The 21,925-nt window shown below is 56.0% G+C and carries 24 protein-coding genes; 3 read left to right on the top strand and 21 right to left on the bottom strand.

The genetic code is table 11. The annotated features are described in order from the left end of the window. Window positions 1-83: 83 nt before the first annotated feature. Entirely contained in the window at window positions 84-908 is an 825-nt protein-coding gene (locus WF513_RS06700; protein ID WP_339082631.1) for an NAD(P)-dependent oxidoreductase, read from the top strand. Window positions 909-962: 54 nt separating this feature from the next. On the opposite strand, the gene WF513_RS06695 is transcribed toward WF513_RS06700, so the two are convergent. The 5 genes from WF513_RS06695 to WF513_RS06675 form a co-directional block, all read right to left on the bottom strand. Then, window positions 963-1,487, bottom strand: coding sequence for a hypothetical protein (locus tag WF513_RS06695; protein WP_339082629.1), 525 nt, complete (start codon window positions 1,485-1,487; stop codon window positions 963-965). A 205-nt stretch (window positions 1,488-1,692) separates the two neighbouring features. Next, complete coding sequence (locus WF513_RS06690; protein WP_339082627.1) at window positions 1,693-3,132, bottom strand: PLP-dependent aminotransferase family protein; 1,440 nt, start codon at window positions 3,130-3,132, stop codon at window positions 1,693-1,695. A gap of 202 nt (window positions 3,133-3,334) precedes the next feature. Beyond that, entirely contained in the window at window positions 3,335-4,147 is an 813-nt protein-coding gene (locus tag WF513_RS06685) for an OmpA family protein (RefSeq protein WP_339082625.1), read from the bottom strand. Then, on the bottom strand, window positions 4,144-4,467 hold the full coding sequence (locus WF513_RS06680) for a DUF4398 domain-containing protein (RefSeq protein ID WP_339083454.1): 324 nt from the start codon (window positions 4,465-4,467) through the stop codon (window positions 4,144-4,146). Before WF513_RS06680 ends, WF513_RS06685 begins: the two co-directional genes overlap by 4 nt. Window positions 4,468-4,515: 48 nt before the next feature. Then, window positions 4,516-5,343 (bottom strand): transporter substrate-binding domain-containing protein, encoded by an 828-nt coding sequence (locus tag WF513_RS06675; protein WP_339082623.1) that lies wholly within the window; start codon window positions 5,341-5,343, stop codon window positions 4,516-4,518. 111 nt (window positions 5,344-5,454) lie between these two features. Here WF513_RS06675 and WF513_RS06670 point away from each other — a divergent pair, with 111 nt between their 5' ends. Beyond that, complete coding sequence (locus WF513_RS06670) at window positions 5,455-6,396, top strand: alpha/beta hydrolase (protein ID WP_339082621.1); 942 nt, start codon at window positions 5,455-5,457, stop codon at window positions 6,394-6,396. Between the two features lie 50 nt (window positions 6,397-6,446). Here WF513_RS06670 and WF513_RS06665 read toward each other — a convergent pair whose 3' ends face one another. Further along, window positions 6,447-7,376, bottom strand: coding sequence for an FAD-binding protein (locus WF513_RS06665; RefSeq protein ID WP_339082619.1), 930 nt, complete (start codon window positions 7,374-7,376; stop codon window positions 6,447-6,449). Further along, window positions 7,377-8,126 (bottom strand): electron transfer flavoprotein subunit beta/FixA family protein, encoded by a 750-nt coding sequence (locus tag WF513_RS06660; protein WP_339082617.1) that lies wholly within the window; start codon window positions 8,124-8,126, stop codon window positions 7,377-7,379. A 318-nt stretch (window positions 8,127-8,444) separates the two neighbouring features. On the opposite strand from WF513_RS06660, the gene WF513_RS06655 reads away from it, so the two are divergent. Then, window positions 8,445-10,109: an electron transfer flavoprotein-ubiquinone oxidoreductase gene (locus WF513_RS06655; RefSeq protein WP_339082615.1), complete on the top strand. Its 1,665-nt coding sequence runs from the start codon at window positions 8,445-8,447 to the stop codon at window positions 10,107-10,109. 208 nt (window positions 10,110-10,317) lie between these two features. Here WF513_RS06655 and WF513_RS06650 read toward each other — a convergent pair whose 3' ends face one another. The 14 genes from WF513_RS06650 to fabG form a co-directional block, all read right to left on the bottom strand. Then, window positions 10,318-10,887 (bottom strand): DUF1285 domain-containing protein, encoded by a 570-nt coding sequence (locus WF513_RS06650; RefSeq protein WP_339082613.1) that lies wholly within the window; start codon window positions 10,885-10,887, stop codon window positions 10,318-10,320. A gap of 3 nt (window positions 10,888-10,890) precedes the next feature. Next, window positions 10,891-11,493, bottom strand: coding sequence for a DUF4823 domain-containing protein (locus WF513_RS06645; RefSeq protein WP_339082611.1), 603 nt, complete (start codon window positions 11,491-11,493; stop codon window positions 10,891-10,893). Between the two features lie 93 nt (window positions 11,494-11,586). Beyond that, entirely contained in the window at window positions 11,587-12,477 is an 891-nt protein-coding gene (locus tag WF513_RS06640; protein ID WP_339082609.1) for a radical SAM protein, read from the bottom strand. A 26-nt stretch (window positions 12,478-12,503) separates the two neighbouring features. Continuing rightward, window positions 12,504-13,472, bottom strand: a complete 969-nt coding sequence (locus tag WF513_RS06635) for a radical SAM protein (protein WP_339082607.1) — start codon at window positions 13,470-13,472, stop codon at window positions 12,504-12,506. Between the two features lie 79 nt (window positions 13,473-13,551). Next, window positions 13,552-14,190 (bottom strand): TetR/AcrR family transcriptional regulator, encoded by a 639-nt coding sequence (locus tag WF513_RS06630; protein ID WP_339082605.1) that lies wholly within the window; start codon window positions 14,188-14,190, stop codon window positions 13,552-13,554. Window positions 14,191-14,660: 470 nt separating this feature from the next. Beyond that, a complete protein-coding gene (locus WF513_RS06625) occupies window positions 14,661-15,443 on the bottom strand; it encodes a TatD family hydrolase (RefSeq protein WP_339082603.1) in 783 nt (260 codons plus the stop codon). Between the two features lie 60 nt (window positions 15,444-15,503). Next, window positions 15,504-15,860 (bottom strand): PilZ domain-containing protein, encoded by a 357-nt coding sequence (locus WF513_RS06620; protein ID WP_090238100.1) that lies wholly within the window; start codon window positions 15,858-15,860, stop codon window positions 15,504-15,506. Window positions 15,861-15,896: 36 nt separating this feature from the next. Further along, window positions 15,897-16,883, bottom strand: a complete 987-nt coding sequence (locus WF513_RS06615) for a DNA polymerase III subunit delta' (protein WP_339082600.1) — start codon at window positions 16,881-16,883, stop codon at window positions 15,897-15,899. Continuing rightward, entirely contained in the window at window positions 16,876-17,508 is a 633-nt protein-coding gene (gene tmk, locus WF513_RS06610) for a dTMP kinase (protein WP_339082598.1), read from the bottom strand. Before tmk ends, WF513_RS06615 begins: the two co-directional genes overlap by 8 nt. A gap of 16 nt (window positions 17,509-17,524) precedes the next feature. Next, window positions 17,525-18,571 (bottom strand): endolytic transglycosylase MltG, encoded by a 1,047-nt coding sequence (gene mltG, locus WF513_RS06605; protein ID WP_339082596.1) that lies wholly within the window; start codon window positions 18,569-18,571, stop codon window positions 17,525-17,527. Between the two features lie 3 nt (window positions 18,572-18,574). Then, window positions 18,575-19,390 carry an aminodeoxychorismate lyase gene (gene pabC / locus WF513_RS06600; RefSeq protein WP_339082594.1) on the bottom strand — a complete coding sequence of 272 codons (816 nt, stop codon included), beginning with the start codon at window positions 19,388-19,390 and terminating at the stop codon, window positions 18,575-18,577. After that, window positions 19,390-20,634 carry a beta-ketoacyl-ACP synthase II gene (gene fabF / locus WF513_RS06595; protein ID WP_339082592.1) on the bottom strand — a complete coding sequence of 415 codons (1,245 nt, stop codon included), beginning with the start codon at window positions 20,632-20,634 and terminating at the stop codon, window positions 19,390-19,392. Before fabF ends, pabC begins: the two co-directional genes overlap by 1 nt. A gap of 104 nt (window positions 20,635-20,738) precedes the next feature. After that, entirely contained in the window at window positions 20,739-20,972 is a 234-nt protein-coding gene (acpP, locus tag WF513_RS06590) for an acyl carrier protein (protein WP_058066290.1), read from the bottom strand. Window positions 20,973-21,168: 196 nt separating this feature from the next. Then, on the bottom strand, window positions 21,169-21,912 hold the full coding sequence (gene fabG, locus WF513_RS06585) for a 3-oxoacyl-ACP reductase FabG (RefSeq protein ID WP_339082583.1): 744 nt from the start codon (window positions 21,910-21,912) through the stop codon (window positions 21,169-21,171). Between the last annotated feature and the right edge of the window lie 13 nt (window positions 21,913-21,925).

Here is a 21,925-nt window from a genome sequence, read left to right as displayed (position 1 = left end):
GGGCGGATCGCGCAGGTTGAGCACAGCGATACCCATCCTCACTAGCCATCCAGGCGAATAACAATAAATCACGGAGCATGCCCATGTCTTTGCACGGTAAAACCCTGTTTATCACTGGCGCCAGCCGGGGCATCGGCCGCGAAATCGCTCTCAAAGCGGCGGCCGACGGCGCCAATATCGTCATCGCGGCCAAGAGCGCTGAGCCCCATTCCAAGTTACCGGGCACCATCCACTCAGTGGCGGCTGAGGTCGAAGCCGCTGGCGGCAAAGCCCTTGCCTTGCAGCTGGATGTGCGTGACGAGGTGGCCGTAAACGCGGCGATGGCCAAAGCCGCCGAGCACTTTGGCGGCATTGATGTGCTGATCAATAACGCCGGCGCCATCAAACTGGTGGGGGTGGAGAAGCTCGAACCCAAGCGCTTCGACTTGATGTTCCAAATCAACACCCGCGCGGTGATGGTCTGCAGCCAGGCCGCGCTTCCATTCCTTAAACAAAGTGCCGCAGGGCATATCCTCAACCTGTCGCCACCGCTGAACATGGACAGCAAGTGGTTTGCCCAGCATGGCCCCTACACCGTGACCAAATACGGCATGAGCATGCTCACCGTGGGCATGAGCGAAGAGTTTAAGAAGTACGGCGTCAGTGTGAACTCCCTGTGGCCGAAAACTATGATCGCCACCGCCGCCATCGAGTTTGAACTGGGCAGCCGCGACGCCTTCAAACGCGCTCGTACCCCAGCCATCATGGCCGACGCCGCCCACGCTATTCTCAGCAGCAGCGGGCGCAGCATCACGGGGCGCTTATTGATTGATGAAGACATTTTGCGCGAGCACGGCGCCAGCGAGTTCGAGCATTACCGCTTTGATCCTCAGGGCGGCACGTTAATTCCGGACTTGTTCGTGGATTAACCGTCCACACACAAAAGTGCAACGGCTGGCACGCTGAATAATTACAGCTGCTGGCTATTGCTTGAACTCAAACTGCAACTGCGCACCTTCTACCGATTGCCAGTAATCATCGCCGTTGTCATTGGTGATCAACTTGCCATTGAGCTGGAAGCCGTCTTGCTCGTCGACTTTTTCAGCAAAGAGTGGCGGCAAAAGCGGTGTGGAAAGATCGTTGAGCGGCTGTAACGGCTGTAACGGCTGTAATGGGTCAAACACCTCAAGACGCAGGCTCAAATCGATCGGTGCTTTGGGTTCAAACACCTCTGGCGGGCGCACCTTTACCGCCGCTTTTGGCTTGGTGTGCTCAACGACAGGCTCGGCTGGTTTGCTGCGCGGTTGCTCACGCGAATTTACTTCAGGACTTGACGCAGGCTTAGCTGCATGCCGAATAACCGCCGAGGATGTGCGTTCGGCGGGTGGCGTAACGCTCTGTGCCTGATCGACTGGCGCTTTAGGCGGCGTTGGTGGATGAGCCGATTGTTCACAGGCGACCAAGGACAACAAAGTGAACAACAACACGAAGCTTCTGATGACGGGCATGGCACATACAAAGGCTGACAGACAAGCCGCTATGCTGGCCCCAACCCAACGCCTGTGGCAAGCCAGCAATCAGCACCGCAAGTAACTGTGCCAGCGCATTGAGGCACAAACAGCTATCACCAAGGCGTCACTGCTGTTCAGTTGTCGAATCAGACACTCGCTCAGTTACAGACGCAGCGTATCCCTTACTCGGGTCGAGCAGCGGCTAAAAGCTCGCCACCCCGTCCTGGCACAGCTGCCCAGCCAGCATGCCTAAGGTCATCAACGCACGCTCTGCTTCGCGGTTCCACGGGATGCCGCAGTTCAGACGAATGCAGTGGTTAAACTGCTCGGTGTTGCTGAAGATTAAGCCTGGCGCAATGCTGATGCTCTGCTGCAAGGCACGCACGTGCAGGTCCTTGGTATTGACCCGAGCCGGCAAGCTGACCCAGAGAATAAAGCCGCCTTTAGGCCGCGTCATTTGCGTACCCTCGGGAAAATACTGCTGCACCGCCAGCTGGAACGCATTGAGGTTTTTGCGGTATTCCTGACGGATAAAGCGCAGGTGGCGGTCATAGCCGCCGTTCTCCAAATAAGCGGCCACCGCCATCTGCGTCACACTGCAGGCAGAATGGGTGCTGAAGGTTTGCAGGCGCTGGATTTCGTCTTGGTATTTACCCGCGATAATCCAGCCGATACGCACGCCCGGCGAGAGAGTTTTCGAAAAGCTTGAGCAGTACAGCACTCGTCCTTCCCGATCATGCGACTTCAGCGCTTTGGTCGGGCCCTGCTCGAACATCAATTCGCCGTAGATGTCGTCTTCAATGATCTGAATATCGTAATCACCGGCCAAGCGCAGCAATTGACGCTGACGTTGCTCAGGAATGGTGCCGCCCAACGGATTGCTCAAACGTGCCGTCAGCACCAGTGCTTTGATCGGCCATTGGTTAGCCGCTAACTGCAGAGCTTCAAGGCTAATACCCGTGGTGGGGTCACTGGGAATCTCGATGACTTTCAGGCCCAGCAAATCAGCCAATTGCAGCAGGCCGTAATAGGTCGGTGACTCGGTGGCGATCAGATCACCCGGCTTGGTCAGCACCCGCAGGCTCATCTGCAGGGCATCCACGCAGCCGTGGGTGATCACCACCTCAGTTGGGTCAACCACCACACCGGCGTCACGCATGCGGATCGCCACTTGGCGACGCAGCGGCTCAAAACCTGGGCTGAACATATAGCTAAAGGCTCTGGCACTGTGAAAGCGAGTGACTTTAGCCAGTTGTTGGTGCAACGCGCGCACTGGCAGGTAATCCACATGTGGCACTGCAGCGCCTAAGGGGAACACACCCTCGCGGCGCGACTCGGTAAGCACTTGGTTGATAATGCTGCTGCGGGTGACCAACCCAGGCCGTTCTACCCGCGCAATATCCGGGGTCGGCGCAGTTAAAGCAGGCGTCTGGTGCACATAGAAACCAGATTGCGGCCGGGCGCGGATCAAGCCCTGATCTTCAAGGTTGGCGTAGGCCTGCAACACAGTGGCGTGGCTGACACTCAGTTGCGCACTCATCTTGCGCACCGAAGGCACACGCTCACCGGGCTGGTAAACGCCGCGGCGAATGTCTTCCGCCAGTTGCTGGGCAATGCGCTGATAAAGCAACAGATTGGTCATAACCACGTTCCTGCTTGACTGAGCCGTAACAGTAAACCGGTCATTCAAAATTGCACCGGTACAGCTCACTGAATTGTGGCCGATACAGTGCTTGATGGCCAGAACTGTAACGGTTCAGTCGGTGATTGGCTCAATTGTCTCTAGTTTTAAAAAGGTATAAAAAACCCCGGGGAGCCGGGGTTTTATTTGACTGGCAGCAGCGCTAGCGCGACGAGCCTAAGCGACCTTGCTCATCAGAGAATACAACCTCCACCCGGCGATTCTGCGCCCGGCCTTTGGCTGAGGCATTCTCAGTCACCGGGAAGCTTTCGCCGTGACCCTGCACCTCGATGCGCGCGCTACTAATGCCCAAATCGCCCAGTACATCTGCAACTGCTTGCGCCCGCGAGCGCGACAGCTCGAGGTTTTCCTGTGCATCACCGCGGCTATCGGTATAGCCCTCGATACGCACAGTGCGCCGCGGATTAAGCTGCAGGAACTGCACCATTTTCAAGACGCTACGATTGGCTGAAACGTTCAGTTCACTGTGGCCCGCATCAAACAGCACATCGCCCAAGGTCATGACCAGGCCACGCTCACTTTGGCTGGTGGCTAGGCTCGCTATCTGTTCCTCAAGCCAGCTGCTTTGGTCTTGCACACTGAGCAGTTTAGCTTCACGCAAAACCAACTGCAGCCGCTGACGCTCCAACTCAAGCTTAACCGCGCGCTCCTGATTGAGGTTCAGCGCGCTCTTCTGCCCGGCAATCGAACTGAACTGCTGGCTGAGATAGGCGTAGTGCGCCACATCGTCGGTGCTGCCCCAGTAGCTGGAAAGGCGATCGGCTTTAGCCAGCGACTCTCCAGCGCGAATAAGGTCCTTGGGCGCGCTGCGCAGCACATCAGTATCGTCCTTAACGTGTTGAAAGGCCGTGTGAGCACCCTCCAGCGCTTGGTCACTGGATGTGTGCGATGAGGCGCAACCGGTCAACAGCACTGCACTGCAAATACCGCAGAGGCTGAGATATGAGCGCTTCATTGCACACTCCCCAGTTGTTTACGCAAACGATTGATGGCGTTGCTTAACTCGACCAATTGTTGGCGACTCTTCTCGGTCAAATGCTCCGCTTCGGCCAAGCGCGCATCCAGTTCTGCCTGCTCGGCAAGAACGCGTGCCTGCTTGTAGTCTTGGTCCTGCATAGCCGCTTGCGCCAGGGCGAGCTTTTCCTCAGCCAGCCGCAGCGAAGGCGATTGCTCGGTGGAAATACCCAGCGCCTTGGCCTGGCTGAGCGCTTGCTCAGATAAGCGCAGCTGCTCAGTAGGCGCGGGGTCAGAGGCACAGGCGCTGAGCATGAGCATGAGCGGCAGCAATGCCGCACAGATAAGTCGATAAATCACAGAAATTCCCTACTGTTCAGCGTCACCGGAGGCTGTGAGCTGTTGATCTTTCCAGCGCTGCAAGTTGCGCTCGCGCAAGACATCCGGCAAGCCACTGGCCACTGCCTCAGTCATCTTCTTAGCCAACATGCCACGCAGCCACGCATCGTTGCAGACCGAATTATGTGACAACGTCAGGTACAGGCCTTCACTGGAAACTGGCGGATCGAGCACCAACAGATCGTCCTGCATACCAAGGCTATCGGCCAGTGCCTGTCCTGGATAACGCTCGTAAAGGACGTAATCCGTTCGCCCCAACAAGAGCTTTTGGAACGCTTGGGTCAAACTGGAAACGCCCTCCAAGGTCAGGTTGCTCTTGGCATAGGCATCAAACTGCTGACCAAAACTGTTGTTGACCAACGTATCGCCGGTACGATTACGCAGGTCTTCCCAACCCGCATAGGGAAACTCTGAACCGCGATGCACCCACACCACACTTGGCGTGTAGTAAAACGCCGGATGCACGTAATCCATAACGCCCAAGCGTGGCATGGTGAGGAATGCACCCGCTATCAGGTCAACACGACCCGTTCTGACTTCATCTTGGGCGCGAGACCAAGGCCCGGTGTAGATGATATCCACAACCACACCCAACTCCTTGGCCAGGTGCTGGAGTAAATCGGCATTAGCACCGATTAGCTGCTGCGGATTTTTTGGGTCACGCCAGAGGTACGGCGGGTATTCCGGGTTACCGGTCGCCACCAAACGTTCGCACTTGCCGGCGGCATAGGTTACAGCCGGCATCAGCAAGAAGCCGAACAGCAGCAAAACCGACTTATACAGACCACGCTCACGCATTGGCAACTTCTCGACTTAACCTTAGATGGGCGTCTGCGCATGCAGATCAAAACGTACATGCATCATGCTAGCTTATAACGCACGCACAGAAATTCACGATTGAGCACGATAATGAAAAAACTAATTGCTGGCTTGATCTTTCTGCTTGTTGGTAGCGCTGCCCTGCTCTATCTCTCACCCGCAACCTTATTGGCAGGCATACAGCTGGTTGAGCGACAACGCGCCGGCCTTACGCTCAAGCAGATCGGGGTGGGCGATCTTAACATTCATTATTACGAGGGCGGACCGAGTAACGCAGCAACCATTCTGATGGTGCACGGCTTTGCTGCCAATAAAGATAACTGGCTGCGCTTAGCCCGCTATCTAAGCCAAGACTATCGAGTTATAGCCCTCGACCTCCCGGGCTTTGGTGCCAGCAGTAAACCCTTGGGCAGCTATGACATTGGCACTCAGACCGAGCGCTTGGCCGACGTGATTGATGCGCTGGGGCTTACCCAGCCGCATTTGATCGGCAACTCAATGGGCGGCCATATCAGTGCGCTGTATGCTGCGCGCTATCCGCAAAATATACGTTCCTTGGCGCTGCTCGACAACGCCGGCATCAGCTCACCGCAACCCAGCGAGTTACGCCAACGCTTGCAACGCAGCGAACCTAACCCGCTGGTGGTCAGAAGCCCTGACGACTTTCAACGGTTATTGGAATTTGTCTTCGTGCAGCCGCCCTACCTGCCGCCATCACTCAAACGCTATTTTGCCGAGCAGGCCATCAGCAACAGTGCGCACTACGATACGGTCTTTGCCCATTTGACTGAGCGATATATCCCGCTGGAGCCGCAGTTAGCAAAAATCCTGGCGCCGACATTGATCATCTGGGGCGCAGAAGACAGGGTATTGGATGTTTCCAGTGTTGCCGTCATGCAACCGCTGCTGCGTCATTCAAGCGCAGTCATCCTGCCAGAAACTGGCCATGCACCAATGATTGAGCGCCCTGAGTTAACCGCCCAGCATTATCGAACCTTTCTGCTAACCGTGCAGAACACGCAAAACCGATAGAGATAAAAAAACCCGCTCACTGAGCGGGTTTTTTGGGCTAGAAAACTGGCTTAAACCAGTTTTTCCAGCTCAGGCACAGCTTCGAACAGGTCAGCCACAAGGCCGTAATCAGCCACCTGGAAGATCGGCGCTTCTTCATCCTTGTTGATCGCGACGATCACTTTGGAGTCTTTCATGCCGGCCAAGTGCTGAATCGCGCCGGAAATACCAACGGCGATATACAGCTGTGGAGCGACGATCTTACCGGTCTGACCGACCTGCATATCGTTCGGAACAAAGCCTGCGTCAACGGCGGCGCGCGATGCACCAACAGCAGCACCAAGTTTGTCGGCCAGGGTGTACAGGTGCTTGAAGTTTTCACCGTTCTGCATGCCACGGCCGCCGGAAACGACGATCTTGGCAGCAGTCAACTCTGGACGGTCAGACTTGGCCAGCTCTTCGCCGACGAACGCCGATATACCCGCATCACCGCCAACAGCAACGGCTTCAATAGCAGCACTGCCACCTTCGGCAGCAACCGGATCAAAACCCGTGGCGCGTACGGTGATAACTTTTACAGCAGCAGACGACTGCACAGTGGCGATGGCGTTGCCCGCATAGATAGGACGCTTGAAGGTATCAGCGCTATCTACTGCGATTATTTCCGAGATCTGATCCACATCCAGCGCAGCAGCAACGCGCGGCAGGACGTTTTTACCGTTGCTGGTGGCAGCAGCCAGAATGTGACTGTAAGCCTTGCCCAATTCCGCTACCAGCGGTGCAATGTTTTCCGGCAACTGGTGCGCGAAAGCGGCATTGTCAGCGACCAGTACTTTGGCTACGCCAGCGATTTTGCCAGCGGCTTCGGCGGCAGCAGCGCACGCAGCACCTGCAACCAGAACATGGATGTCACCACCGATTTTTACAGCAGCCGCCACAGTGTTAAGTGTGGCCGGAGCTAGGGTGGCATTGGTGTGTTCAGCGATAACCAGGATAGTCATTTAGATTACCTTCGCCTCGTTCTTCAATTTCTCAACCAGTTCAGCCACTGACTTGACCTTGATGCCGGCGCTGCGTGTAGCAGGCGCCTCGACTTTAATGGTCTTGACGGTGGATGCGGTAGAAACGCCTAGGTCAGCCGGAGTGACTGTTTCCAGGGGCTTTTTCTTAGCTTTCATGATGTTCGGCAACGACGCATAGCGCGGCTCATTGAGGCGCAGGTCGGTGGTCACAATCGCCGGCAAGCTCAACGCAACAGTCTGCAGACCGCCGTCGATTTCACGGGTTACGTGAACCTTGTCGCCGGCCACTTCAACCTTAGAGGCGAATGTACCCTGAGCAAAACCAGTCAACGCACCGAGCATTTGGCCGGTTTGATTGTTGTCGCTGTCGATGGACTGTTTGCCCAAAATCACCAACTGTGGCTGCTCTTTATCGACAACAGCTTTCAACAACTTGGCAACGGCCAAGGAGTTCAGCTCATCCGCCGACTCAACCAGGATGGCACGATCAGCGCCCAGTGCCAGTGCGGTGCGCAGCTGCTCTTGAGCAGTAGTCGGACCGATGGTGACAACAATAATTTCGCTCGCCACGCCTTTTTCTTTCAGGCGTACAGCTTCTTCCACGGCGATTTCGCAGAAGGGATTCATCGACATCTTGACGTTGGCAAGATCAACGCCGCTATTGTCCGCTTTGACACGTACTTTAACGTTGTAGTCGACCACTCGTTTGACAGCTACAAGAACCTTCATGGATTCCTCGTTACTCTCCGGTGAATAAGAATGTCGCCAGAAGCGAACATGGCGGGAACTGCAAGCCGGCCGGGACCGGAGGTCAGCCAGTAATGGCAGACATAAAACGCTCGTATATTGACGGTAGGACCTAGGCTGGTCAATACGACCCAGTGGCCAATCGTCACCGATGTAGTAGGATTCTAACAACCCTACAGGAAATTCAAACAAACGTTTGTATTGGCCCGTTGCAAGCGGGCAGATATAATGATCCAGCGTCGCTCAAGGAACGAGCTTGATCGCCAAATAAAATTAGAGAGCCTGAGTAGGAGATAGCCTGTGGAACGCGAATTTATGGAATTCGACGTCGTCATCGTCGGCGCCGGCCCTGCTGGTTTGTCCGCCGCCTGCCGACTGAAGCAGAAAGCCGCCGAAGCCGGTAAAGAAATCAGCGTCTGCGTGGTCGAAAAAGGCTCCGAAGTCGGCGCACACATTCTTTCCGGTGCGGTATTCGAGCCGCGCGCATTGAATGAACTGTTCCCAGACTGGAAAGAGCTCGGCGCACCGCTGAACACGCCGGTTAAGCGCGACGACATCTACGTTCTCAAGAACGCAGAAAAGGCCAGCAAGATCCCTGATCTGTTTGTGCCCAAGACCATGCACAACCATGGCAACTTCATCATCTCTTTGGCTAATTTTTGCCGCTGGTTGGCGCAGCAAGCTGAAAATCTTGGTGTAGAAATCTACCCAGGCTTCGCCGCCCAAGAAGCCCTGATCGACGAAAATGGTTCGGTTTACGGCATTCTCACTGGCGACCTTGGCGTCGACCGTGAAGGCAACCCTAAAGAGGGTTACTATACGCCAGGTATGGAGTTGCGTGCTAAATACACCCTGTTTGCCGAAGGCTGCCGTGGCCATATTGGCAAACAACTGATCAAAAAATTCGACCTCGATTCCGACGCTGATGCTCAGCATTACGGTATCGGCATTAAGGAAATTTGGGACGTCGATCCAGCCAAGCATGAGCAAGGTTTGGTGGTCCACACTGCCGGTTGGCCGCTGGATATCGTCGGCAGCGAAAACACCGGGGGCTCCTTCCTCTATCACCTGGAAAATAACCAGGTTGTGGTTGGTTTTATTGTCGACCTTTCATACAGCAACCCGCACCTGTCGCCGTTCGATGAGTTCCAACGCTACAAGCATCATCCGGTAATTGCCCAATACCTTGAAGGCGGTAAACGCGTTGCTTACGGTGCACGCGCCATTTGCAAAGGTGGTTTGAACTCGCTGCCGAAAATGGTCTTCAACGGCGGCGCGCTGATTGGTTGCGACCTTGGCACCTTGAACTTCGCCAAGATCAAGGGCAGCCACACTGCTATGAAATCCGGCATGCTGGCCGCCGATGCGGTTGCGGATGCGCTCTTTGCAGGCAAAGTCGGTGGCGACCAGCTGACTGGTTATGTCGACGCCTTCAAAGCCAGCTGGCTCTACGACGAACTGTTCCGTAGCCGTAATTTTGGCCCAGCGATTCACAAGTTCGGCGTGCTGGGCGGTGGTGCGTTCAACTACATCGACCAGAACATCTTCGGTGGCAAGATCCCGTTCACCCTGCACGACACCAAACCTGATTACGCCTGCCTGAAACTGGCTGCCGACGCGCCGAAAATCAGCTATCCGAAACCCGATGGCAAGCTCAGCTTCGACAAGCTCAGCTCGGTATTCCTCTCCAACACCAACCATGAAGAGGAACAACCCTGTCACTTGAAGCTGGCTGACCCGAGCATTCCGATCAGCAAAAACCTGCCCATGTATGACGAGCCCGCGCAGCGTTATTGCCCGGCGGGTGTTTATGAAATCGTCACCAAGGAAGATGGCGAGAAGAAGTTCCAGATCAATGCACAAAACTGCGTGCACTGTAAAACCTGTGACATTAAGGACCCTTCCCAGAACATCAACTGGGTAGCACCTGAAGGTACAGGCGGGCCTAATTACCCCAACATGTAAGACCTGCTTGGTATCGGCCTCGCGTCAACGATACCGTACTAAAAATGGCCTCGGAATGCTCATTTACAACAGTAAACTCCGCCTCCTAGGTCATTTTTGCCTTGTATCGCTCTAGCTCGCGAGATCCGAAACAAGTGCTTAAAACACAAAAAAGCTCCCTCGGGAGCTTTTTTATTGAGCTGGATTAAACCGCTACGGGAGGATCAGATCAGTCTGGTTGCGGACCAATCGGGAAAAATTCTCCACCGCTCCACACACCCAACCATGCTTTGCCGTCAATTTCTCGCGTCACCGCCAACTCGACTAACTGATAGAAGACGTTGCGATGGATTAGCGCGTCAAGATTAGTTCGCACACGCAGATAAGGCGCAGGCTCTTCGGTCAACGCATCCAACTCGACCCTTAGCGGGTGCTCACCACCGGCGGCGACTTCATCCTCAACGTTGGTCGTGAAGCGCAGCACTTGCGCCTCACCCTCGCCGTCCACGCTTAGGCTGACCGCGACAAAGGGCGCATCATCAACGTGGATGCCGACCATCTCAACCGGTGTCACCAGCACATACTTATCGCCATCGCGGCGAATAATGCTAGAAAACAACTTGACCATCGGCTTACGGCCAATCGGCGTACCCATGTAGTACCAAGTACCGTCGCGAGCGATGCGCATGTCAATGTCGCCGCAAAAATCCGGGTTCCACAAATGCACCGGTGGTAAACCTTTGCCTTCACCTTTAGGAATTTGCGCCAGCAAGTCGCCGACTTTGTTTGTATCTGTCATAGGTTAATGCCCCAAGCCCAGTAAACGCCGAGCGTAATCCTGCAATGCCGGACCAATAAGATCGTCTGGTTTGGCATCATAAAGCGTCAGGAAGCCTCCGCGGCTTCGAATACGGGCAGTATCGACTAAATAGCGGGTGTTGGTTTCAAGCAACATCAACTGAATGACCCCGCGATCGGTGCCTAAACGGTCCAGCGCTTCTTGGTCTTCCCACTCCTCCACGGTGCCGATACGGTCATCGGCGAAGGCGAAGCGGCTGTACAGCAAATAATGCGCACCCGCCTCGCGTGCCTGCTCAAGGGCCTCATCAAGCCCCAACGGCGACCTAGCGCGACGAACCATGGGGAAGTACTCGATAAAGCCTTTGTAGGCTTCTTCAGCCACCACGTTGGGCCGCGGATAAGCGCCACCCGGCGGCACAAAGTGGCCTTGGGCGATGTAGATAAATGAGTCGGCCTGCAAACGCCAAGGGCTGGCGCGGCGCGTCTGGCTGTGATCGAGCACACCGACATCGCGTAATTGATAAATCGCTTCATTGGCCAGATCACTGGCCTTCATGCAGCCGCTGAGCAGTAACACACCCACTATTAGCAACAGACCACGCATCATGTTCTCCCGCAGCCGGTGACGGAAAACCGGCAGACTGGAGTTAAATGCAGATTTCACGCCAGCAGGTCGCATAAACCCCTCTTTAGGCGCTCAAAGACCACGCTGCCACTCCTGACGCAAATGTGCCTGCTGAGGCTGTTTAATGGCTTGCTGCACCTGCGCCAGTAAGCGCTGCTTGTCCGCCCCGAGGGTGCCTTTGAGCACCAAGTAGTTGGAGGCATGGTCGCTACGAAACACCGTGTCGTGCAGTTCTAACCCACTTAAAAGCCGCTCAACCTCAACAAACAGTTGCGGTTGATTAAGCGCCTGAAAATCAGCAAAGCCCTGGCGAAAACGCGCCACGCCCTGAGGAAAGCTCACCACCAGGGTCGAGAGAAACTCAGGCTGTGTTTCATTCATGAGACGCGCCGAATTATCAGCATGTTGGTCACTCAATGACGTGCCGCCCAGGCCGTTAAGAATCATCACCGAACGCGTTATACCCGCCTGGCCGAGCTTATCCAGAGCGCTCAAACTAGACGCATAAGTCTCGCCCTTGTTGACCCGCGCCAGGACCTCATCATCACCCGACTCGCAACCCACATAGGCCATACGCAGCCCAGCGTCGGCCAGCTCCTTGAGCTCTGTTACCGTCTTCTTACGCAGGTTGCGCGGTAAGCAATAGCTCGACACCCGCGAAACATCGGGCATGTGCTCACGGATAGCCTCAAGGATGGTCAGCAAGCGCCGTGTGGGCAGGACTAATGCATCCCCGTCCGCCAGAAATACGCGCTGCACAATCATTCGCTCACCGGTTAGGCGAATTTCTTCGAGTACCTGTGCTTCATCACGTGCGCGGAACTTCTTTTGCGCCTGGGTATACATTTCGCAAAACGTACAGTTGTTCCAAGAGCAGCCGTTTGTGACGGGCAAGATCAGCGAATGGGCTTCGCTCGGTGGGCGGAATACCGGTTCGATATAGCTGATAGGGAAATCGTGCATGCTCTTCACTCAAAAAAACGCTGGCCTCAGCCACCAATAATCTTCATCACGGTGATGCCGCCCGAAAACGCTACATCCTGCTTATCACCCAAAGCTTTGACCAATAAACCTTGCAGGGCCGGCAATGCTTGGTGACGCGGTTTGTCCAGTAGATCGCCGACATAGTGCCGATTACTCGATGACAAACAACCGTGCAGCCAGCCTGTTGATGATAAACGCAACCGCGAACAGGTTCGGCAAAACGGTACGCTTTCATTGGCAATCACGCCGAAAAAACCTAGCCCAGGGATTTCGTAACGCAGCGCCGTGGCATCCAGTGGCGCGGTGGCTTGGCTGTAGGCATAACGCTCAGCAATCATCGCTAACAATTCGGGCATGCCAACAAACTGGCGCTGGAAAGTGTTGCCGTCACGTGCCAAATGGCCCATGCGCATCAGCTCGATAAACCGCAGCTCAAAGCCACTTACCAAGCAATAGTCGAGCAGCGGCATGACCTGATCAAGGTTTTGCCCACGCAGGGGCACCATGTTGACTTTGATCTTCAGCCCCGCCGCTTTAGCCTGCTGCAAGCCTTCAAGGACGGTAGGCAGATCACCGCCACGGGCAATGGAGCGAAAGGCCGCAGCGTCCAGCGTGTCTAAGGAGACGTTCAGGCGGCGGATGCCGCACTCCAGTAGCAACGGTAACTTACGCGTCAATAGCTGAGCATTTGTGGTCAAGCTGATGTCAGCCAAGCCCAGCTGACTAACGCCGCGCAGAAACGCTTCTAGCTTGGGGCTGACCAGCGGCTCACCACCGGTAACACGCAGCCGTTCGATACCGGCCGCTTCAATTAAATAAGCCACGCCGCGCAGCATGGCCTCAGCCGACAGTTCATCTTGCGCGGCCACAAGACGCTTACCGTCAGGCACACAATAGGTGCAGGCGTAGTTGCAGGCAGCGGTTAGGCTGATACGCAGATTGCGAAAACGCCTGCCTTGGCGGTCAACGATCATGCAGGACTCCAGCTAAAGTAAGCGCCGAGTATAGGGTCACCGCTCACACAGCCGGCTGGTTATCTACCGGATGAATACCTCAGCTAACCGGCGTATCACCCTCACGTTTGCGTTTATTGCCCATGCGCACGCCAATATCCATAAGGAACTGGAAGAACCCTTCCTGATCTTCCAGCACGTTGCTCCAAAACGGCGAGTGATACAGCGCCACAGCGCCGTGTACCAAGGCCCAGGCGGCGCAATAATGGAAATATGGCGGCACATCCTCAAGCTTGCCTTCAGTAATTCGACCTTTGATCAGCTGCGTCAGGCGCTCAAAATTGGAGGCGCGGATTTTGTGCAGTTGTTCGACCATTTCCGGCACTTGGTTGCCCTTGACCACCTTCTCTTCCAGGCGGTCGAACAACCGATAGCGCTGAGGATCGCGCATGCGGAACTCAAAGTAGGCGCGCGACAAGGCTTCTTTGTCACGGTCGACATCAGCTGAATGCAGCAGCTCGTTCAAATCGCGCTCATAGTCGAGCATCAGGCGCAGGTATATCTCCGCCTTGGATTTGAAATGTTTGTAGATGGTGCCTTTGCCGATACCAACCGTGTCGGCAATCATTTCCACAGTCACGCTGTCTTCACCTTGGTCGAGGAAGAGCTTGAGTGCTGTGTCGAGAATTTCCTGTTCGCGGCGGCGAAACTCACGGACTTTGCGGGGTTCTTTATGCATAAAAGGACTACGGGGTCGAAAAAACGAAGGCAGGCATTATGCCTAACTAACGGCAAATTGCACGGATCATCCGACCTTCAGCGCAGTTGATGACGTGTTTGCGCAACTTCATGACTGGCACCGTATCAGCCATGCACTGGCGACACTGACTCTTGCCTATCGCCAACGGCTCGATCAAAACCCATATTGTTTGACGATATAACAGCCACTGCGGCCAGTCAGGTGCTGGTTAAGCGCTCAGCAGCATGGTGCGTATTCCAAATGCGTTTAAGAATGCCGGCAGATGAACTGGAAATTCAGCAATCTTCACCAATACTGTTACTTACTGGTGTGCGGCGTACCCCCCATGCACCCCGCCAGGCAAGGTACCGTGGACCGCGTGCCTTGATTTACTCCTAATGGTCTTAACCCGGCCCCCCCCCCAGAGGCCGGGTTTTTTTTCGTCTCAAGATTGATGCGCTGTGTTCGGTTCAGCTCACGCGCGCCAAGGGAAACAGGCGCTTAAAGTTCGCGGTGGTCTGCTCAGCTAATTGCTCGAAGCTAACCCCACGCAGCACCGCTAAGTACTCAGCCACATCGCGGACATACTCGGGTAGGTTGGGTTTACCGCGGTGCGGAATAGGCGCCAGATACGGCGAATCGGTTTCCACCAGCAAACGATCAACTGGCACCTGACGAGCAACCTCGCGCAGCGCCTCAGCATTACGGAAGGTCACAATGCCAGACAGCGAGATATAGAAACCGAGATCCAGTGCGGCCTTAGCCATCGCCCAGTCTTCGGTAAAGCAATGCAGCACGCCCGCTTGCGCCAGCGCAGCCTCACGCAGCAGCGCCAAGGTGTCGGCACGCGCCTCGCGGGTATGCACGATTACCGGTTTACCGGTAATCCGCGCCGCGTCTAAGTGTAAGCGAAAGGAGGCTTGCTGCAGCGCTGCGGACTCAGGCTCGTAGTGGTAATCGAGACCGGTTTCGCCAATGGCAACTACCCGTGGATGGTTCAACTCAGCGAGTAACCAATCCAACGCGGGCGCAGCACCCGGCTGAAGATCCAGCGGGTGCACGCCAACCGAGCAATCCACGTCGGCATAGCGTTCAGCCAGGCCTTTGACCGCAGATGCATTATCAGCACTGACACCGATACAAAGAAAATGGCCAACGCCGCGCGCCCGGGCAGCCTCAAGGGCCGCTTCGAGTGAACCGTCATAGGCGGTCAGATCGAGACGATCAAGGTGACAGTGGGAATCAACCAGCATAGGAGGCAGTCACTTGAGAGCCGGTGCTACAGAGTAGGCACCGTAAGACAAAGAAGACATTTACATGGTGTGCGTCGGACGATCCGAGGTCAGCGCGCCGGCCAAGTAGGTTTCGATCTTGTTACGCGCGGTGTTGTCGCCGTCATTGAACTGCACACCGACACCCGCGGCGCGGTTGCCCTGCGCCCCTTTGGGCGTGATCCAAACCACCTTGCCGGCGACCGGGATTTTTTCCGGCTCATCCATCAGGTTGAGCAGCATGAACACTTCATCGCCGAGCTTGTAGCTCTTGTTGGTTGGAATAAACAGGCCGCCATTTTTGATAAAGGGCATATAAGCGGCATAAAGCACGGATTTGTCTTTGATTGTCAGCGACAAAATTCCGTTACGCGGGCCCAAGTTAGGAGGCAGACTCATGCGGCATTCCTGATTTTATTCACTTAATGGCCGATTCTAGCCCGGTCCGGGCAAGCTTGCCCACTGCACCAGCAAGGCTTCGAGAAGTAAGACACGGTTAAGATTAGCCTTGCCAATAACTTTCTGACGCTGCGCCAGCAACCAATCCTGCATGTTCAGCACTTTCGCCTGCGGGGTTTTCTCCGCCAGGTACTGCACCACCTTGCGCATATCCGCCTGACCAAGACCGGCTTCGTCACCAGTCAACTGGTAACGCAAGAGTAATTGTGACCACTGGCAGAACCAGTCGAACAGCAATTGCAGGGAAATCACGTTCCAACTTTCAGCCAATTGGCTCGCTGTAATTTGCTGTTTAAGCAGCTTTTTTACGCCCTCAACTACCTGCGCACGCTGGGCGATAACGCCCTGCTCATGCATTTTCACCGCCATCAAGGGCGAGCCCGCTGCAAGGAACAGCAACTCGTGGTGCTCGTCTGCCTTACAAGCCGGCAGGGCCTGCTGCAACCATGCAAGGCTCATTGCCTCGCTCGGCAGTGGGCACGCCTGCTGCACACAGCGGCTTTTCACTGTAGGCAACAAGCGACTCGGTTGGTGGCTGATTAACAGCAACACAGTATTGCCAGAAGGCTCTTCCAGACTTTTCAGCAAGGCGTTAGCGGCATTGACGTTCATCGACTCGGCCGGCTCGACCAACACCACTTTGCGCCCAGCCAACTGCGCGGTCTGCACGACAAAACTGACCAGATCGCGCACCTGATCGACCTTGATGGCTTTATCCGCCTCTTCCGGCTGCAAAATATAGCTATCCGGATGAGTGCCAGCCGCCAGCAAGTGACAGGACTTGCACTGTCCACAGGCATTCAGGCCGTCGGGCAGATGGCACAGCAAGCGCGCCATCAACCGCTCAGCCAAGGCGCGTTTGCCGATGCCGGCTGGGCCATGCAGCAGATAAGCGTGTGCGTGTTGGCTGCGGCCAGCCAATTGTTGCCAAAGTAAATCCTGCCAGGGGTAGGCATCAGCCACGCTGCAACTCCAGCAGTTGCGGCAACAGATTATCAAGCGCCTGCTGCACACCACTTAAGGATTGCGCGGCATCCACAATGCGGTAGCGCTGCGGCTGCTCAGCGGCGCGACGCAGGTAAGTTTGGCGCACGGCATCAAAAAACTGACGACCTTCCTGCTCAAAACGGTCCAGCCGACCACGCGCGGCCGCGCGGGCCAAGCCCACTTCAATCGGCAGGTCGAACACCAAGGTCAGGTGTGGGCGTAACGTGCCCTGCACGAACGCTTCAAGTAAAGCGATACGCGCCTCGCTAAGGCCACGACCGCCACCTTGGTAGGCGTAGGTGGCATCGGTAAAGCGATCACACAGCACCACACAACCTCGGGCCAAGGCTGGGCGAATAACCTGCGCCAAATGCTGCGCGCGGGCAGCAAAGACCAGCAGCAGTTCGGTATCAGCCGCCATGGGCTCATCACTGGGGGCGAGCAGTAACTCACGCACACGCTCAGCCAAAGGCGTGCCGCCCGGCTCGCGGGTCAACATCACGTCAATGCCCTGCTCGCGCAACCGCTCAGCCAGGTAATCACGGTTGGTGCTTTTACCGGCGCCCTCTGGGCCTTCTAGGGTGATAAACAAACCGCTCACAGGCTGTCCTTAGTGGTTATGGGGCACGACTGGGGGCCGGGCTCGAACGATAGTCCGCGCGGCGCTTAAGCTGGTACTCGCGCACCGCTCGGTTGTGCTGCTCAAGGGTGTTGGAGAACACATGGCTGCCATCACCGCGGGCGACAAAGTACAGGCTACTGCCAGCGACAGGGTTGAGCGCGGCATGAATAGCCTCACGGCCAACAAGAGCAATCGGCGTTGGCGGCATACCGTCGATGGTGTAGGTGTTGTAGGCCGTCGGCTGGCGCAGATCAGCACGGGTAATTCGGCCTTTATAGCGCTCGCCCATGCCGTAGATTACCGTCGGATCCGTCTGCAGGCGCATGCCAATGCGTAGGCGCCGCACAAATACACCGGCAATCTCGCCACGCTCTTGCGGCACGCCGGTTTCCTTCTCAATCATCGACGCCATGATCAGCGCCTCATAGGGCTCTTTGTAGGGCAAATCTTTGGCGCGTTTCGCCCACTCTTCGGCCAGTACGTTCTTCAACCGCACGTGCGCCTGCTTAAGCAACTCCATATCGCTCATGCCGCGTACAAAACTGTAGGTGTCAGGAAAGAAACGTCCTTCCGGATTAAGACCCGGCAGGCCAAGTTTCTTCATTAGCTCGGCATCGCTCAGTTCACCTAGGGTCAGCTCAAGACGTGTTTCGCGCGCCAATGCGGCGCGGACTTGGCGGAAATTCCAGCCTTCGACCAGCGTTAAGCTGTATTGCAGCACCTCACCGCGACGCCACAGGTCGAGCATATCGATGGCCCTAAAACCCGGCGTCAGTCGGTATTCGCCACTGTGCAACGGTTGATCAGGCAAATTAAAACGCCAGTAAAGACGTAACCAAAAGGCCTGCTCCAGCAACCCATCCGCCTCCAAGCGATTAAGCACACCGCCAGGGGTCGCTCCGGGCGGCACATCCACCAAGTACTCCTCTGCCAATTGCAAAGGCTGATGCAGCGCCGTGTATTGCTGCCAAGCAGCAAACCCAACCAGCAAGCCGGCCAACAATGCGGCGCCTTCGAGCAGTAACAGAATTTTGCGTATCACGAATCAACAGTCCAGTAGAGCGCGGGCGACGGCCTGCAGTTTACGGGTGAGCGGGCCGACCGGCCAGTTGTGCGTAAGCAGAGCGCGTACCGGCCAAACGCCATAAACACTGTTGCACAGCAGCAACTCATCAGCGGCCAGCAATTCGGTCTGGCTGATATCTCGCACCTGACACGCAATACCGCTACTTGCAGCGTGCGCCAACAACTCTGCGCGCATTACGCCGGCAACCCCGCAACGACTTAAATCCGCGGTTACCAACGCACCCTGACTGATTAATATTAGGTTGCTGTAGACGCCCTCGATCACCCGACCGCTGGTGTCCAGCATCAGACCTTCTGCATGCTCGGCGTCCTGCCATTCACTGCGTGCTAGCACCTGCTCGAGACGGTTGAGGTGCTTCAAGCCCGCGAGCAAGGGCTGCTCCGCCAGCCGTGTGACGCACGGGAACAAACGCACGCCCTGCTCGGCATAGACAGGCGGATAAGCCGGTTTGTCACCTGCCTGCAGCATTAGCCTTGGCTGCGCAGGCTGCGGCGGTGCATAGCCACGCTGCCCGTCACCACGGGTAAGAATCAATTTAGCCACGCCATCACCCAACTGCTGACTGAAGGCCAGCAGTTGGGTGCGCACTATTGACAAATCGACGTGGATTTTCAGCCGCGCGCAGCCTTCGGCCAAACGCGCCAGATGCCGTTCCAGCAGCACCGGTTGCCCAGCGTTCACAGCAATAGTTTCAAACAACCCATCGCCGTAGGCCACGCCACGGTCTTTGACGGACAGCAGCTCAGCCGGCTGGCCATCAACCCAGCTCAGCATCACCCAACGAACCGGCGAAATACCAGAGAGCCATTGGTGCCACCAAAACCGAACGAGTTGGACAACACCACATCCAGCATCATGGCCTTAGCCTGGTGAGCGACGAAGTCGAGGTCGCAGCCTTCATCAGGGTTATCCAAGTTGATGGTGGGCGGCGCCACCTGATCGCGCAGTGCGAGAATACTAAAGATCGCCTCCACCGCCCCAGCCGCGCCGAGCAAGTGGCCAGTCATGGATTTAGTCGAGCTGACTGCCAGCTTGTAGGCATGCTCGCCAAACACCGATTTAACCGCCGCCACTTCCGCCTTGTCACCGGCCGAGGTCGACGTACCGTGGGCGTTGATGTACTGAATTTGCTCAGGATTGACGCCAGCATCGCGCAGCGCATTGGTCATGCAACGCGCGGCGCCTGCGCCATCTTCCGGTGGTGAGGTCATGTGATAGGCATCGCCGCTCATACCAAAGCCAATCAGCTCGGCGTGAATGGTCGCACCACGCGTCTTAGCGTGTTCCAACTCTTCTAACACCAGCGCACCGGCGCCATCAGACAGGACAAAACCATCACGGTCCTTGTCCCAAGGACGACTGGCCTTGGCAGGCTCGTCGTTGCGCGTAGACAACGCGCGAGCCGCACCGAAGCCGCCCATGCCCAAGCCACATGCGGCCATTTCAGCACCGCCGGCCACCATCACATCGGCTTCGCCGTAAGCAATATTGCGCGCCGCCATACCAATGCAGTGAGTGCCTGTGGTGCAGGCCGTAGCGATGGCGTAATTGGGGCCCTGCAGGCCTAAATGGATCGACAGGAAGCCTGAAATCATATTGATGATCGAGCCCGGCACGAAGAACGGAGAAATCCGCCGCGGCCCTTGCTCATGCAGCGATCTGCAGTTGTTCTCGATATTAGTTAGGCCACCGATACCGGAGCCCATTGCTACACCGATACGCTCACGATTGCCATCGTTGACGTCTAAACCAGAGTTGCGCACAGCCTGAAAGCTAGCAGCGAGGCCGTATTGGATAAACAAGTCGAGCTTGCGCGCCTCTTTAGCGGACAAGTATTGCTCGACATTAAAGTCTTTTATCGCACCACCAAAGCGCGTGGTGTAAGCGGAAAGGTCCATATGCTCGAGCAGGCCAATGCCACTGCGCCCAGCCAAAATGCCCTGCCAGCTACTCGGCACATCGTTACCCAATGGCGACAGCATGCCCATACCGGTAACTACGACGCGTCTACGCGACACAGCAATCTCCTTTTCTAGTTATCTACGCTTGGAATGCGCTTAAAGAAAAGCCGCACGCCTGATAAAGGGCGTACGGCTTTCCAAGTCGGGACCGACGAATACGTTTACGCGTGAGCGGTAACGTAGTCGATCGCTTCCTGAACAGTGGTGATCTTCTCGGCTTGCTCGTCTGGGATCTCGGTCTCGAATTCTTCTTCGAGAGCCATCACCAGCTCAACGGTGTCAAGAGAGTCGGCACCCAGGTCTTCAACGAAGGAAGCGCTGTTGGTTACTTCTTCTTCTTTCACGCCCAGTTGCTCGGCAACGATTTTCTTGACGCGTTCTTCGATGGTGCTCATACCTTGTTCTCACTCCTAATGGGACAAATCCAGGCCACGCTGTATGTGGCCAAGTGTATAGAAAGGGTTTTTAGCATTTCAAGCTTAATGCCGAGGCGCCCCACGATCCCTTCAACGATCTGCCTATAAACCTATTGCGCTTTATAACGGATTTTAGACAGCTTCTATGACAGTTTTCTGAGGCCATCCGTCACATTCAGCTCATGTACATCCCGCCATTCACAGGGATAGTAGCGCCTGTGACGTAAGCCGCGCCATCAGAAGCGAGGAAAGCGACCACTTTTGCGATCTCTTCAGCCTGCCCCAGACGGCCCAACGGAATCTGATTAAGCAACGCATCACGTTGCGCTTCTGGCAATTCGCGGGTCATATCGGTATCGATAAAGCCTGGCGCGACAGCATTCACGGTAATCGCCCGCGAGCCTACTTCACGTGCCAATGCACGGCTAAAACCTTCAAGGCCAGCCTTTGACGCCGCATAGTTGACCTGCCCAGCATTGCCCATGGCGCCCACCACCGAACCGATGCTGATGATGCGCCCGTAGCGCGCCTTAGTCATGCCGCGCAGCACCGCCTTGGTCAACCGATAGAGGCTGCTCAGGTTGGTATTGATGACATCAAACCACTCGTCATCTTTCATCCGCAGCATCAGGTTATCGCGGGTAATGCCGGCGTTATTGACCAAGATCAACGGCTGCCCGACGTGCTGCAGAATATGTTCGAGGGTGCTGGTAACCGATTCGCTATCGCTAACATCGAGCACCAGACCCGTGCCTTGGATGCCATTGGCTTTGAGCGTTTCAGTAATGCGCTCTGCACCTGAAGCCGATGTGGCGGTGCCGACAACAACCGCACCTTGACGGCCAAGCTCCAGAGCGATCGCCTGACCTATGCCACGGCTAGCGCCAGTAACCAGCGCTACTTTACCTTGCAGACTCATAATGTTTTTCCTT

Source organism: Pseudomonas sp. TMP9 (assembly GCF_037943105.1).
Lineage (GTDB): Bacteria > Pseudomonadota > Gammaproteobacteria > Pseudomonadales > Pseudomonadaceae > Aquipseudomonas.
Note: the sequence above shows the minus strand (reverse complement) of the source record. Positions and strands in the feature narration are given on the sequence as shown.